We start from the raw sequence: 14,133 nt of genomic DNA, 5'->3' as shown, positions 1-14,133 counted from the left end.
AATAATGAGTCAGTATAGGTATTGGAAAGTTGTTTTCGATTGTATTTTATCGATTTTCTTAATCATTCTGTTTTTACCTTTATTGATTTTATTATTTATTATTTCCAGTTTAGACTCAAAATCCAATGGTATTTTTTGTCAGGAAAGAGTAGGTCAGTTTGGAAAGGTCTTCACGATTTATAAATTTAAAACGATTAATGATAAAAAGAGAGAAAGTTCTTCAATCGGTTTATTATTAAGAAAATTTAAATTTGATGAATTACCGCAGTTATTTAATATTTTGAAAGGAGATATGAGCTTTGTGGGACCTCGTCCTGATATCGAAGGATATTATGATAGATTGAAAGGAGATTCAAGAAAAGTTTTAGAGTTAAAACCCGGGCTCACCTCTGAAGCAAGCATTAAGTATAGTAATGAAGATACTATTTTAAAACTCCAGAAAAATCCATTACAATATAATGATGAAGTTTTATTTCCGGATAAAGTGAAAATGAATCTGCATTATTTGGAAAATATGTCGTTTTCTACTGATATTAAAATTTTGTCGAAAACTATTTTTAAAGTAATCATAAAATAAGATTAATATTATAAGTTTATCTTTGTTATTATTTAGAATATGAAAATAAAAGAAACTCCTTTAAAGGACTGTTACATTATAGAGCCTACTATTTTTGAAGATGATAGAGGTTATTTCTTTGAAAAATTTAATGAAAAAAAGTTTGAAGAACTTACGGGAATGAATGGACATTTTGTTCAGGATAATATTTCAAAATCTTCTTATGGTGTTTTGAGAGGGCTTCATTTACAAAAAGGAGAACATGCACAGGCAAAATTGGTTTCGTGTCTTGAAGGAAAAGTTTGGGATGTAGCGGTAGATTTGAGAGAAGATTCCCCGACTTTCGGACAATGGTTTGGAATCGAACTTACTGCCGAAAATAAAACACAGCTATATATTCCCAGAGGTTTCGGACACGGATTTTCTGTATTGAGTGAAACGGGTGTTTTTGCGTATAAATGTGATAATTTTTATAATAAAGAATCAGAAGGAAGTGTAAAATACAACGATTCCGATCTTAATATAGACTGGAAAATTTCAGAAGAAGATGCGGTTCTTTCAGAAAAGGATGAAAATGCCCCTGATTTTAAAGAAAAGAATTTTTAAATATCATATTGAAAGCCACTTTAATAAAGTGGCTTTTATTTTTTAAGTCAGGCTCTTTAATATTTTGTATCTTTGCAAACTCAAAATCAAAAAGATGCGCACAAAATCTGTAGGTAAGAAGAAAATTAATGTAGTAACGCTTGGATGTTCCAAGAATGTTTATGATTCTGAAGTCTTAATGAGCCAGCTTAAAGCCAACGGTAAAGAAGTTGTTCATGAAGACAAGGGAGATATTGTGGTAATCAATACCTGCGGATTTATCGATAATGCAAAGGAAGAATCTATCAATACAATTCTGGATTATGTAGATGCTAAAAATAGAGGAGAAGTAGAAAAAGTATTCGTTACAGGTTGTCTTTCTGAGAGATACAAGCCGGATTTGATTCGCGAAATTCCAGATGTTGACCAATACTTTGGAACGAGAGATCTTCCTATCTTACTAAAACATTTAGGAGCAGATTACAAGCACGAATTGGTGGGAGAAAGATTAACAACAACTCCAAAGCATTATGCTTATTTGAAAATTTCTGAAGGTTGTGACAGACCTTGTTCTTTTTGTGCAATTCCTTTAATGAGGGGCGGTCACGTTTCTACACCGATTGAAAGATTGGTTACAGAAGCACAAAAATTAGCCAAAAAAGGAACTAAAGAATTGATTTTGATTGCTCAGGATCTTACTTATTATGGTTTGGATATTTATAAAAAACGTGCACTTGGAGATCTTTTAAAAGAATTGGTAAAAGTAGAAGGAATCGAATGGATTCGTCTGCATTATGCCTTCCCAAGCGGTTTCCCTGAAGATGTTCTGGATATTATCCGTGAAGAACCTAAAGTTTGTAATTATATAGATATTCCTCTTCAGCATATCAATTCAGATTTATTGAAATCGATGAAAAGAGGAACGACTCATGAAAAAACAGATGCTCTTTTAGGAAAATTCAGAGAAAAAGTTCCTGATATGGCGATCAGAACAACTCTCATTGTAGGATATCCGGGAGAAACTGAAGAGATTTTCCAAGAATTGAAGGATTGGGTAAGAGAACAAAAATTCGACAGATTAGGCTGTTTTACATATTCTCACGAAGAAAATACGGGAGCATATGTGTTGGAAGATGATATTGCACAGGAAGTAAAAGAAGCCAGAGTGGAGGAGATCATGGAAATTCAGTCTCAGATTTCTTGGGAAAAGAATCAGGAAAAAATAGGGAATACATATAGATGTATATTTGATAGAAAAGAAGGTAATTATTTCGTCGGAAGAACAGAGTATGATTCGCCGGATGTAGACAATACTGTCTTGGTTTCTGCAGAAAATACATATATCTCAATTGGTGATTTTGCTGATGTGAAAATCATTTCTGCAGAGGAGTTTGATCTTTATGGCGAATTAATTTAAAATTATTCCCAAATAGTTGATATTTATCCAAATATTTTAAGCTATCGTTTTGATTAATATAATGTTATTAATAGATTAATAAAAATTAATTAACACCAGCTTATGTTTTAATGTTTTGATTTTCAGTTTGTTTTATTCTTTCAAAATTAAAATGTTAAAACTTTTTTATCTTATATTGTGTAAATTAATTATAAAATATTAACTTTGCACAATAAAGAGATTTTTTAGATTCTATTGAACTAAAAATTAGATGTTTATAGAACGGAAATCTCGAATGTTTTTGAAATTATATATATAATAAAATATTTTATTTTTTATTAATGGAAAACACAGTTTAATCGGGGATGGTAACCTGATTTGAATAAAAATCATTGATGAAAATTTAATTTAAAATCTTTAAAAACTTATGAAAAAATTTTTATTAACAGCGACTATGTTAGTCGGATTTGTAGCGATTGCTCAAGCTCAGCAAGGTAGAGTAGGTATTAATACAACTACTCCGGCTGCTACTTTAGATGTTGTCGGTACTCCTGCGGATGCAACAAAACCGGACGCATTGTTAGTCCCTCGTTTGACAAGAGGTCAATTACAGGCAAAAGATGCAGTGTATACTTCTGTACAGAACGGAGCACTTGCATTTGTTTCTTCAATTGCTGATGGAGCAGCTACAGGAAAAGCAATAAATGTAACAGCAGTTGGTTTCTATTATTATGATGGAGCAACTACTAATACTTGGATTGCAGTTGGTGGTGGTGGTACTCCAGTTACAGGCCCTACTTTCAGAACGATTGCGTCAGGTAGTACAGCTGCTATTTTAGCAACCGATGTAGGAAACTGTGTTATCCTTAATGCTACTACGTTATCTACTGTAACTTTACCTACACCTACACCAGCGATGAGTGGAAAAACAATTAAAATTTTTGAAACTAGCGGTGGTGTTAGTCCTACTATTAGTAGTACAGATTATAAATCGACAGGTGCTGGTATAATTGTTAACTCAACAGGTATTAGCTTAATTACAGATGGTATTTCTTGGTTTAGTGACAGTCTTCAATAATTTTAACTAATAATCTCTACAGATATGAAAAAATATAATTTTTTAAAGGCTGGTTTAGCACTTGTAGTTGCTTTAGCTTTTAATAATACTCAAGCTCAATTAAAAGCTAATCAAACTCTTGCAAACGCTTCAATTAATAGTAGTACAGCATTTTTAGATGCTTCAAGTTCAACAATATGGAATGCAAGTGCTACTTTAGGAAAAGGGATTTTGTTTCCTAGAGCGGATCTAACCCAATTAACTTTAACTAATAACGGAAGTTATCTTACAGCTAATAATCCAAACAGATTTGATGGATTAATAGTATATAACACCGGGACTGGTAATACGCCTGCTGCTAATTCTGGAATTGGTGGTCAAGCAGTAGTTCCTGGATATTATTATTTTTCTAACCCAGGAAGCCCAACAGCTACGACAACTGGTCAATGGTTACCGGTTGGAGGAAATCCTAAGTTTAACGTTGTAAATGGTGCTGCCGCTGGTGTTGCTACAAATACACAGGTTGATGGTAATCCAGTTTATGCTTATAAAGGACAGTTTACTACAACAGGAAGTTCAACGGCGGTTACTTTAACTGTTCCTACAGGACTTACTTCAATGTACGGAATTACAATCTTTAAAAAGGCTGCAACAGGAAATAAAGTTGTTTTTTCTAAAGAATTATATTCTTTTGATTCATCAAATGGTGCTGCAATTACAGGTTCTCCTAGTATGTCTGTGGTTTATCCTGCTGATACTTATGACTATATTATCGAATATTTCAAATAAAAAATATTCTATTTTTATAATAAAAAAAACCAATGAGAATTTCTCATTGGTTTTTTATTTATACACTAATGATGGATTTTAATTTTAATGGTTTTAAAGAAAATTATCAGTCTGAGTATTGACTCTTAAAATTATTTAACTTATTGATTATCAAATTCATTTAAGTGTTAAAGTAATCATAATTTACAATATTTAGTTAAAAACGTTAACTTTTTAACTTGTTTTTTAACACTTTTTAACAATACCTCTTAAATACCCTATTAATAGGGAGTTATAATGAATATTAAGATAAAATTTAGTTTTAATTAACATTCGTTAACAAATAAAATAGGCTCGTTGAAAGAATACTTATAGATTTGCCCCTGTCAAACCAATAAAATTCAAAATGATGAAAAGATTCATTCTCGTAATCATAATGATGATTTCAACCTTTGGTATTTATTCTTTCAAAATGAATGCCATAGATGCGAAAAAAACAAGTTATGCATCGTACTACCACGATAAATTTAACGGTAGAAAAACTGCAAGCGGAGAAATCTTTGATAACGCAAAGTTTACCGCAGCAAACAGAACGCTTCCATTTGGAACGAATATTAAGGTAACAAACCTTAATAACGGTAAAGAGGTAATTGTGAAAGTAAATGATAGAGGACCTTACCATTCGTCAAGAGCTTTAGATATGTCTAAAGCAGCGTTCGATGAAATCGGAGATACCAATCATGGTACGATTCCGGTGGAATATGAAATTGTCGACTAAAATTTATGATTTAAATTAAAAAAGCCAACTGAAAAGTTGGCTTTTGGTTTTTATATATTAAAGGCTTAATTCTACTAAAGCCGGGCAATGATCAGAATGTACAGCTTCCTTTAAAATAACAGCTCTTGTAAGCTTATCCTTTAATTCGTAGGAAGTAAAATTATAATCCAATCTCCAGCCTTTGTTTCTTTCCCTTGAATTTTGTCTGTAACTCCACCAAGTATAATTGTCTGGTTCATTATTAAAAAATCTGAAACTATCGATCAATTCACATTCATTGATAAAGTTGGTCATCCATTCTCTTTCCATTGGCAGGAAGCCTGAAACATTTTTTAAACCGATCGGATTATGAATATCTATCGCTTCATGGCAGATATTGAAATCTCCGGAAATAATCAAATTAGGAATCTCTTTCTTTAAGTTTTTAATATATTCTAGGAAATCGTGGCAGAACTGCATTTTGAAGTCGAGTCTTTCAATATTAGATGCAGAAGGTACATAAACCGAAATCGCGGAAAATCCGTCAAAATCTGCACGGATAATTCTACCTTCATTATCATAGCTTTCTATACCGCAACCATATTCTACATAATTTGGTTTTATTTTTGAGGCAATTCCAACCCCGCTGTAGCCTTTTTTAACGGCAGAGTGCCAATAACTATGATAACCCAGTTTTTCAAGGCTTTCGATATCTATTTGATCGTTTCCGGCTTTACTTTCCTGAATGCAGATAATATCCGGATCAGCAGATTTCAGCCATCCTAAAAAGTCTTTGGTAAAAGCTGCCCTGATTCCGTTTACGTTGTATGTGATTAATTTCATGATTCAAAAATATTAATAAAAAAGAAGCGGAAAAAATCAAAGATTTTTTCCGCCACCCTTATAACCCAAAGTTAAACTATGAAAAACTACTTGGGTTCTAGAATACTGATAGGAATTATACATTCTTCCAATGAAATTCCTCCGTGTTGGTAAGTTTCTTTATAATAATTCACAAAGTGATTATAATTTTTAGGATAAGCCAGGAAAATATTATTCTTTGCAAAAATATATTTTGAGCTTAAATTTCCTTTTGGCAAGAATAACTTTTCAGGATTTGTAATTGCCCAAACATCGCTGTCATCGTATGTTAAGCTTTTTCCTGTTTTGTAACGGATATTCGTAGATGTTTCTCTGTCTCCTACAACTTTACTTGGCTTTTTCACATACACAGTTCCATGATCGGTTGTAATGACTAATTTAAAGCCATTTTCTGCAGCTGTTTTAATGATTTTTAATAATGATGAATTTTCAAACCAGTTTAAAGTTAATGATCTGAAAGTTTTATCATCTCGAATCAATTGATCTACAATGTGATTGTCTGTCTTTGCGTGAGAAAGAATATCAATAAAGTTGTAAACAATTACTAGAAGATCGTTGTTTTTATGCTGATTGAAATCGTCGTAGATTTTTCTTTCAAAATCTGCATTTAAAACTTTTAGATATTTCATTGATTTAGAGCCTAAACCAATTCTTTTCATCTGATCTTCCAGAAAATCACGCTCATATTCGTTTTTATTTCCTTCTTCATTATCATTAAACCATTTATCAGGAAAACGTTTCTCAATTTCCGAAGGCATTAAACCTGCGAAGAAAGAGTTTCTTGCATATTGAGTTGCTGTCGGAAGAATACTGTAATAATAATCTTCTGAAGTTTTATTGTAATATTTCGTAAATAACGGTTCGATCACTTTCCATTGATCATAACGAAGATTATCCACCATAAGCAACAAAACCTTATCCTTTTCAACCTCAGCTTTTACTTTTTCTTTGAAAAGAGTATGGCTCATATTGGGTTTATCGTTTCCAATAAGCCAATCTTCATAATTGTTTTCAATAAATTTTGCGAACTGAATATTTGCTTCTTCTTTTTGCGATTGCAGAAGATCTGCAAATTCGTTGTCCGCTACTTTGTCAAACTTAAGTTCCCAATTCACGATTTTTTTATAGTATTCAGCCCAATCCTGATACGTTCTCAAATAAGAAAGTTCCATGGAAAGGTTTCTGAATTCCTGTTGATACTGCAGAATAGTTTTCTGTTCGACCAGATTATCCTGTTGAAGATTTTTCTTTAATGATAAAAGAATCTGATTCGGATTTACAGGCTTCAATATATAATCGGCGATCTGCGAACCGATCGCTTCTTCCATAATGTGTTCTTCTTCACTTTTTGTTACCATTACTATTTTCAGGGCATTATCTTTATCCTTGATCATAGGAATAGCTTCCAGTCCCGAAATTCCGGGCATATTTTCATCAATTAATGTCAATGCGAACTTTTCAGAGTCCATTAGTTCCAATGCCTCATTTACGTTATTAACAGGTGTTACCTGATAACCTTTCTTTTCTAAAAATACGATATGAGGCTTTAGTAAATCTATTTCATCATCGATCCATAATATCTTTTCCGACATAATTTATTTTTTACATGGTTATAGTATCAAATTGCTGACCAATTCATTCTAAAAACTGCCAAAATAAGCAGGTATTAAGTTAAATATAAGTTAAATGAAAACATAACGGAATATTTCTGTTTTTGTTTCATTCAATAACCGTCTTTTATATATTTTAAAGCTCTTTCCAGAATTTCATCTTTTTCTTCTTGAATTCCTTTAATGGTGGGCTTTATAATAATGTCCGGAATAATTCCGATTCTTTGGGTTTCCGTTCCGTTCGGATAGTACGCTCCCAATCCTGTAAAACATGTTTTCAGATCTGCAATATTGAATTCTATGACATCGCCATTTGCTCCTGAAGTATAACCTCCAATAACTTTTGCTTTCGGATGTTGCTTCAGCATCATCACGGTTGTTTCGGCTTGGCTTTGCGTGATCTCATTGACTAAAATAATTACATTACCTTTATAATAATCAGAATTACTGCTTCCGATGCTGTTTTTTCGGATATAGAATTTACTCAAATAATTTGTTTCAGGAAAATTAAATTGATAATAAATTTTATTTTCAGGAAGTAATAGTTTGCTTAAAGGTAAAATGGTCATGTTCGGATAATTTCTCGAATCAAAAATGATGGATTCTGCGTTTCTCAAATTTTCAAACATTTCATCAAGATCCGTCCTTTTTATAATTCCCATATTAACATAGCCAATCTTCTTTTCGTCATCAAGAAACTTCCATTTTTCAGGAACAGTAGGTTTTTGGGAAATAATTTCCTTTTGTGAATATGTTTTTACTCTTAATGCTAAATTTTGTCCGTCTCTTTCGATTTTAAGATCTGTTGAATCTTTGTTTGTGTAAAGAAAGAGATACCTTGATTTGTTAATTTTTCCCCACGAATTTGAAGCGGGAAGATATTTTCCAAATGAATTTACCTTTTGCGGAATAGTAAAACCATTAATGTCATAAATAACATCACCTTTTTTTAAAGGGTTTTCTTCATTAAAAATATTTGAATTGAGTTTTGTTACGATCAATTTTCCTTCCGCATAAGAATATTCTACAGGAACATTTTTTCTTCCGTATTGATTTAAACTAATCAGTCTTGAAAATAAAAAAGCATGTGAATCATCCGTTTTAGTGACTAATTCTGCCAAAGTCAAATGATAATTTTCATCAGTAGTAATGGTAAGAAATTTAGGAATCATTTCCTTTAAAACATCATTCCAATTTTGATCTGTTTTGTATTTGTAAGCGAAAAAATACTCAGCGTAATTCCAATATCTGAATAATTCGAATAGATTTATCTGTTTTGAAATAAATTTTGAACCATAAGAATTTTCATTTCTGAAATAAACTTTTCTTCCATTGATTCCGAAATAATAATTTTCTCTAATATTCCTATTATCTTGAATAAATTTCAATTTTTGAATAACGTTTTCAGAGAAAATATTTTGATCATTGATCCAGTTTAAATCAAAATTCTTTAAAAAATAGATTTTATTTTCCTGTTTTAAGCATTCTTTACATTCTTCAATTTTTCCTAAACTTTCGATCCAGTTAGAATAAAATTCGTTCAATTGGTTTTTATCATTAATATTTTCAAGTTCATCAATTTTCTGAAAAAGCTGTTCATCCCAATTAAATTTTCCTTTAGCAACATTCGGATGATAATATTTCAAAAATCCCCAAACTCGACAAAGTGATTCCAGTTTTTGAGTTTCTGATAAAATCTGTGCTGAAAAATGTAAACTTAAAAAAAGTAAAATAAAAAGTGAGATTTTTCTCATTAAAGGTTATTCGAATTTGATTCAAAGATAATTTTTAAACATATAAATTACAAATGTTTGCTTAATGAAGATTTGTATCAAGTCTTTGCTGATTGAAACACCTTTACGAACAGAAATTATGCAGACTAATTTAAAAAAAACTGTGTGAAATTTAAATTAAAAATAAATTCAATATAGAACAGCTTAATAAAATTTAATCAATCCTAAAATTTAAAATCCCTAAATTTGTTTACTAATATTGACGTTTCAATGCAGAATAAGCTTAAAATAATCAACGATCCGGTCCACGGATTTATCAAAATTCCTCACGAAATTTTATTCGACATAATAGAGCATCCTTACTTTCAAAGATTGAGAAGAATAGGACAGACCGGACTTTTGAATTTGATTTTTCCGGGCGCAACACATACGAGATTTCATCATGCTTTGGGAGCGATGCATTTGATGTTTACGGCTTTGGAAACATTGAAACAAAAAGGTGTTGACATTTCGTCTGAAGAGGAAAAAGGTGCGATGTTGGCGATTTTGATGCACGATATTGGTCACGGACCATTTTCTCACGCCTTGGAAAATATGTTGATGGACGATTGGCATCATGAGAAACTTTCTTTATTATTAATGAATCGACTAAATGTTGAATTTAAAGGAGAGCTTTCCTGCGCCATTGAAATGTTTCAGGGAAAATACCACAGGAAATTTTTCAATCAGCTGATTTCTTCGCAATTAGACGTTGACAGATTAGATTATTTGAAGCGTGACAGCTTTTTTACTGGAGTTTCCGAAGGAAGTATCAATACACAGCGAATCATTTCTATGATGAATGTTTGTGAAGAAGGAGAATTGGTGATTGATGCAAAAGGAGTGTATTCTATCGAAAACTTTCTGACGGCGAGAATGTTCATGTATTGGCAGGTTTATTATCATAAAACTTCGGCGTTGGCGGAATTTCTTTTGGTTAAAATCTTAGAAAGAGCAAAATATTTGGTTTCTCAAGGTGTTGATTTGCCAGCAACTGAAAATCTGAAATATTTTTTATATCGAGGGAAAAGTTCGGCAACGGATGAAGATGTTGAAAGATTCACGCAATTAGATGATAATGATATAATACAGGCAATGAAAACGTGGCAAAATGCAGATGATATGATTTTGTCTTATTGGTGTAAATGCGTGATTCAGAGAAACCTTCCAAAAACCATTATCTCATCACGTCCATTTAAAAAAGAATTTATTGAGGAAAAAATAAAAAACACAAACGAATTTTTCGGAATCGATAATGGTAACGAATTGGTTCATGAAATTAAACGAAAATTACTTCCTTATGACACCAAAAAGCAGCCAATTTATCTGTTGCAGAAAAATGGTAAAAAAATCAGATTGGATGAATCGGAAGATCAGCTTTTATCAGGGTTGATGATAAATAAAACCAAACGGTATATATTGACTTTTCCGAGAGATATTTCTAATTATTTTCTTAAATAATATTAAAATTTACAATCCTAAAATTAAAAAATGTTTGCGAATTATAGAATTTCTTATCTTTGCAGAATATGGAATTTACAGCTTCGCAAATTGCAAGTTTTATTGACGGAAAAATAATAGGTGACGAGACTGCACTTATTACAGGAGTTTCACCAATTGAGAATGGAGAATCAGGGCATCTTTCTTTTATAGCACAAGATCGGTTTTCGCATTATTTGGATACTTCAAAATGTTCTGTTATCATCGTTTCGGAAAATCTTGTAGCAAAAGATACTTATAATCCTACTCTTATTGCAGTAAAGGATGCCTATCTTTCTTTTCAGGTTTTAATGAATCTGTATCAGGAAATGCAAGGCAGAAAACAGGGAATTGAGGATGGTTCTTCGATTCACGAAACAGCAATAATTAGTGACAATGTTTATGTAGGAGCTTTTACCTATGTTTCTGAAAAAGCTAAAATCGGAGAAGGAACGCAAATTTATCCTCAGGTTTACATCGGAAAAGGTGTAAAGATCGGTAAAAACTGCAAAATTGACAGTGGGGCGAGAATCTATGATTATTGCATTATTGGAGACAATTGTGTCATTCATTCCAATACGGTTATCGGTGGTGACGGATTTGGTTTTCAGCCGACAGCCGAGGGTTTCAAAAAAATTCCTCAATTAGGAAATGTTATCATTGAAGATGATGTTGAAATCGGTTCGAACTGTAGTATTGACAGAGCAACTATTGGTTCTACAATCATTGGAAAAGGAACTAAAATCGATAATTTAATTCAAATTGCCCACAACGTAAAAATCGGTCAGAACAACGTAATTGCAGCACAAGCCGGAATTGCAGGTTCTACTACTATTGGCGACTGGAACCAGATTGGAGGGCAGGTTGGAGTTGTTGGTCACATTAAAATAGGAAATCAGGTGAAAATTCAGGCTCAGAGTGGCGTGAATTCCAGTGTAAGCGATAGGGAAACTATCTATGGCTCACCTGCGATAAGCTATAATGACTACCTTAGAAGTTATGTACATTTCAGAAATCTACCTGAAGTTGTAAAAAGAATAAATAATCTTGAGAATAACTCAAAAGATAAAACTAATGAGTGATATGCAAAAAACACTTCAGCAAGAAGTGACACTTTCCGGAATCGGACTTCACACTGGTAAAGAAGTAAAATTAACCATGAAACCTGCGAAAGAAAATACAGGTTTTGTATTCGTAAGAACAGATTTGGAGGGTCACCCTCAAGTCGAAGCTGATGTTAATTATGTTGTAGCGACGGAAAGAGGAACGACATTAGAAAAATTAGGAGTTAAGATCAATACTTGTGAGCATCTTTTAGCGGCTTTGGTAGGATGTGATATTGATAACGCGATTTTGGAAATGGATGCTTCTGAACCACCAATTTTGGATGGGTCTTCAAAGTTTTTTGTTGAAGCGATTGAAAGCGTCGGTGTAGTTGAACAAAATACGGCAAGAGAGTATCTTGTTGTAAAAGAAGTTCTTACCTACAGCGACCCTGCAACGGGATCAGAAATCACAATTATTCCTTCGGATACCTACGAAATTACTACAATGGTAGATTTTGGGACTAAAGTTTTAGGAACACAAAACGCTACATTAAAAAATATTTCTGAGTTTAAAGAAGAAATTTCATCTGCAAGAACTTTCAGTTTCTTACACGAGTTGGAAATGCTTTTGGATCACGGTTTGATCAAAGGTGGAGATATTTCCAATGCGATTGTTTATGTAGATAAAGATCTTACACCTGAAACTACAGAGAAATTGAAGAAAGCTTTTGGTAAAGACAATGTGTCAATAAGACCAAACGGAATTCTTGATAATTTGAACTTAAACTATCCTAACGAAGCTGCAAGACACAAATTGCTTGATGTGATTGGTGATTTGGCTTTAGCAGGGGTGAAAATAAAAGGTAAAGTAATCGCTAACAAGCCAGGACATTTTGTAAATACTCAATTTGCAAAAAAACTGAACCGTCAGTGGAAATTGCAGAAAAAGAAAAACGTTCCTGATTTTGACTTGACAAAAGAGCCTGTTTTTGATATCAACGGAATTATGAAGTTGATGCCTCACAGACCTCCTTTTTTGTTAATTGATAAAATTCTTGAGCTTTCAGATTCTCATGTTGTCGGATTGAAAAATGTTACAATGAACGAACCATTCTTTGTTGGGCATTTTCCGAAAGAACCTGTAATGCCTGGAGTTTTACAAGTAGAAGCTTTAGCACAAACAGGGGGAATTCTTGTGTTGGCAAGTGTTCCGGATCCTGAAAATTATTCTACTTATTTTATTAAAATTGATAAAGTAAAATTTAAAAGAAAAGTTATTCCTGGAGATACACTTATCTTTAAAATTGAATTAATTGAGCCTATCAGAAGAGGTATTGTTCATATGCAAGGATATGGCTACGTAGGAGATACGGTGGCTGTAGAAGCAGAATTAATGGCTCAAGTTGCAAAAAATAAAGTTGATTAAATGATTCATCAATTAGCAGCCGTAGATAAACGTGCGAAAATCAGCAAAAATGTAATTGTAGAACCTTTTACTACGATTGCAGGAGATGTAGAAATTGGGGAAGGAACATGGATCGGTTCTAATGTTACCATTATGGATGGTGCAAGAATAGGGAAAAATTGCAGAATTTTTCCTGGAACTGTAATTTCTGCCATTCCTCAGGATCTTAAATTTGATGGAGAAGATACACAGACAATAATAGGTGATGATACTACAATTAGAGAATGTGTAACGGTAAACAGAGGAACTAAAGCTTTAGGATACACTAAAATCGGTTCAAACTGTCTTATTATGGCAACTTCTCACATTGCGCACGATTGTGTTATCGGAGATCATGTTATCATCGTAAACGGTTGTGGTATTGCAGGTCACGTAGAAATCGGCGATTATACAGTGATGGGAGGTTTATCTGCTGTTCATCAGTTTGGTAAAATCGGGAAACATGTAATGATTTCCGGTGGTACTTTGGTGAGAAAAGATATTCCGCCTTATGTAAAAGTGGCGAGAGAACCGATGGCATATGCAGGAATCAATTCTGTTGGATTAAGAAGAAGAGGATTTACGAATGAGAAAATCTTTGAAATTCAAAAAATCTACAGAGCGATTTTCCAGATGAAAATGAACGTTTCGCAGGCAATCACTCACATCGAGAAAGAAATGCTTCCAACTGCTGAAAGAGATGAAATCCTTCAGTTTATTCAAAATTCTCCAAGAGGTATCGTAAAAGGATACGGTACAGGAAAAGATAGAGAATAATTTA

General features: G+C 32.7%; 13 protein-coding genes. 10 read left to right on the top strand and 3 right to left on the bottom strand.

Annotated elements, in window-relative coordinates; genetic code table 11:
* Positions 1–4 precede the first annotated feature (4 nt).
* The 6 genes from ABD940_RS04070 (at position 5) to ABD940_RS04045 (ending at position 5,140) form a co-directional block, all read left to right on the top strand.
* Complete coding sequence (locus ABD940_RS04070; RefSeq protein WP_345200479.1) at positions 5–577, top strand: sugar transferase; 573 nt, start codon at positions 5–7, stop codon at positions 575–577.
* A 39-nt stretch (positions 578–616) separates the two neighbouring features.
* Positions 617–1,162: a dTDP-4-dehydrorhamnose 3,5-epimerase gene (gene rfbC / locus ABD940_RS04065; protein WP_345200477.1), complete on the top strand. Its 546-nt coding sequence runs from the start codon at positions 617–619 to the stop codon at positions 1,160–1,162.
* A gap of 94 nt (positions 1,163–1,256) precedes the next feature.
* Positions 1,257–2,558, top strand: a complete 1,302-nt coding sequence (rimO, locus tag ABD940_RS04060; protein WP_345200476.1) for a 30S ribosomal protein S12 methylthiotransferase RimO — start codon at positions 1,257–1,259, stop codon at positions 2,556–2,558.
* Positions 2,559–2,964: 406 nt separating this feature from the next.
* Positions 2,965–3,615: a hypothetical protein gene (locus tag ABD940_RS04055; RefSeq protein WP_345200474.1), complete on the top strand. Its 651-nt coding sequence runs from the start codon at positions 2,965–2,967 to the stop codon at positions 3,613–3,615.
* 24 nt (positions 3,616–3,639) lie between these two features.
* Positions 3,640–4,383: a hypothetical protein gene (locus tag ABD940_RS04050; protein ID WP_345200472.1), complete on the top strand. Its 744-nt coding sequence runs from the start codon at positions 3,640–3,642 to the stop codon at positions 4,381–4,383.
* 385 nt (positions 4,384–4,768) lie between these two features.
* The gene (locus ABD940_RS04045) at positions 4,769–5,140 is read left to right on the top strand and encodes a septal ring lytic transglycosylase RlpA family protein (RefSeq protein ID WP_345200471.1); all 372 of its coding nucleotides are present in this window, start codon (positions 4,769–4,771) and stop codon (positions 5,138–5,140) included.
* Between the two features lie 57 nt (positions 5,141–5,197).
* Here the strand turns inward: ABD940_RS04045 and ABD940_RS04040 are convergent, their stop codons facing one another.
* The 3 genes from ABD940_RS04040 to ABD940_RS04030 all read right to left on the bottom strand — a co-directional run bounded on the left by ABD940_RS04040 (position 5,198) and on the right by ABD940_RS04030 (position 9,365).
* Complete coding sequence (locus ABD940_RS04040) at positions 5,198–5,962, bottom strand: exodeoxyribonuclease III (RefSeq protein ID WP_345200469.1); 765 nt, start codon at positions 5,960–5,962, stop codon at positions 5,198–5,200.
* Between the two features lie 86 nt (positions 5,963–6,048).
* Positions 6,049–7,593, bottom strand: a complete 1,545-nt coding sequence (gene porX, locus ABD940_RS04035) for a T9SS response regulator signal transducer PorX (RefSeq protein ID WP_345200468.1) — start codon at positions 7,591–7,593, stop codon at positions 6,049–6,051.
* 131 nt (positions 7,594–7,724) lie between these two features.
* Positions 7,725–9,365 (bottom strand): S41 family peptidase, encoded by a 1,641-nt coding sequence (locus tag ABD940_RS04030; protein WP_345200467.1) that lies wholly within the window; start codon positions 9,363–9,365, stop codon positions 7,725–7,727.
* Between the two features lie 249 nt (positions 9,366–9,614).
* On the opposite strand from ABD940_RS04030, the gene ABD940_RS04025 reads away from it, so the two are divergent.
* The 4 genes from ABD940_RS04025 (at position 9,615) to lpxA (ending at position 14,129) form a co-directional block, all read left to right on the top strand.
* On the top strand, positions 9,615–10,844 hold the full coding sequence (locus tag ABD940_RS04025; protein WP_345200714.1) for an HD domain-containing protein: 1,230 nt from the start codon (positions 9,615–9,617) through the stop codon (positions 10,842–10,844).
* A 68-nt stretch (positions 10,845–10,912) separates the two neighbouring features.
* A complete protein-coding gene (gene lpxD, locus ABD940_RS04020; RefSeq protein ID WP_345200466.1) occupies positions 10,913–11,944 on the top strand; it encodes a UDP-3-O-(3-hydroxymyristoyl)glucosamine N-acyltransferase in 1,032 nt (343 codons plus the stop codon).
* A complete protein-coding gene (locus ABD940_RS04015) occupies positions 11,937–13,334 on the top strand; it encodes a bifunctional UDP-3-O-[3-hydroxymyristoyl] N-acetylglucosamine deacetylase/3-hydroxyacyl-ACP dehydratase (RefSeq protein WP_345200465.1) in 1,398 nt (465 codons plus the stop codon). The genes lpxD and ABD940_RS04015 overlap by 8 nt, the downstream gene beginning before the upstream one ends.
* On the top strand, positions 13,335–14,129 hold the full coding sequence (gene lpxA, locus ABD940_RS04010; RefSeq protein ID WP_345200464.1) for an acyl-ACP--UDP-N-acetylglucosamine O-acyltransferase: 795 nt from the start codon (positions 13,335–13,337) through the stop codon (positions 14,127–14,129). It begins immediately after the preceding gene.
* Positions 14,130–14,133: the final 4 nt, after the last annotated feature.

It is taken from the genome of Chryseobacterium ginsengisoli (assembly GCF_039542325.1).
Lineage (GTDB): Bacteria > Bacteroidota > Bacteroidia > Flavobacteriales > Weeksellaceae > Chryseobacterium > Chryseobacterium ginsengisoli.
Note: the sequence above shows the minus strand (reverse complement) of the source record. Positions and strands in the feature narration are given on the sequence as shown.

Coding starts and splice junctions, on each gene's coding strand:
- lpxD (WP_345200466.1), top strand. CDS start 10,913: ATGGAATTTACAGCTTCGCAAATTGCAAGTTTTATTGACGGAAAAATA.
- lpxA (WP_345200464.1), top strand. CDS start 13,335: ATGATTCATCAATTAGCAGCCGTAGATAAACGTGCGAAAATCAGCAAA.
- porX (WP_345200468.1), bottom strand. CDS start 7,593: ATGTCGGAAAAGATATTATGGATCGATGATGAAATAGATTTACTAAAG.
- ABD940_RS04040 (WP_345200469.1), bottom strand. CDS start 5,962: ATGAAATTAATCACATACAACGTAAACGGAATCAGGGCAGCTTTTACC.
- ABD940_RS04045 (WP_345200471.1), top strand. CDS start 4,769: ATGATGAAAAGATTCATTCTCGTAATCATAATGATGATTTCAACCTTT.
- ABD940_RS04050 (WP_345200472.1), top strand. CDS start 3,640: ATGAAAAAATATAATTTTTTAAAGGCTGGTTTAGCACTTGTAGTTGCT.
- ABD940_RS04030 (WP_345200467.1), bottom strand. CDS start 9,365: ATGAGAAAAATCTCACTTTTTATTTTACTTTTTTTAAGTTTACATTTT.
- ABD940_RS04025 (WP_345200714.1), top strand. CDS start 9,615: ATGCAGAATAAGCTTAAAATAATCAACGATCCGGTCCACGGATTTATC.
- ABD940_RS04070 (WP_345200479.1), top strand. CDS start 5: ATGAGTCAGTATAGGTATTGGAAAGTTGTTTTCGATTGTATTTTATCG.
- ABD940_RS04015 (WP_345200465.1), top strand. CDS start 11,937: ATGAGTGATATGCAAAAAACACTTCAGCAAGAAGTGACACTTTCCGGA.
- rfbC (WP_345200477.1), top strand. CDS start 617: ATGAAAATAAAAGAAACTCCTTTAAAGGACTGTTACATTATAGAGCCT.
- ABD940_RS04055 (WP_345200474.1), top strand. CDS start 2,965: ATGAAAAAATTTTTATTAACAGCGACTATGTTAGTCGGATTTGTAGCG.
- rimO (WP_345200476.1), top strand. CDS start 1,257: ATGCGCACAAAATCTGTAGGTAAGAAGAAAATTAATGTAGTAACGCTT.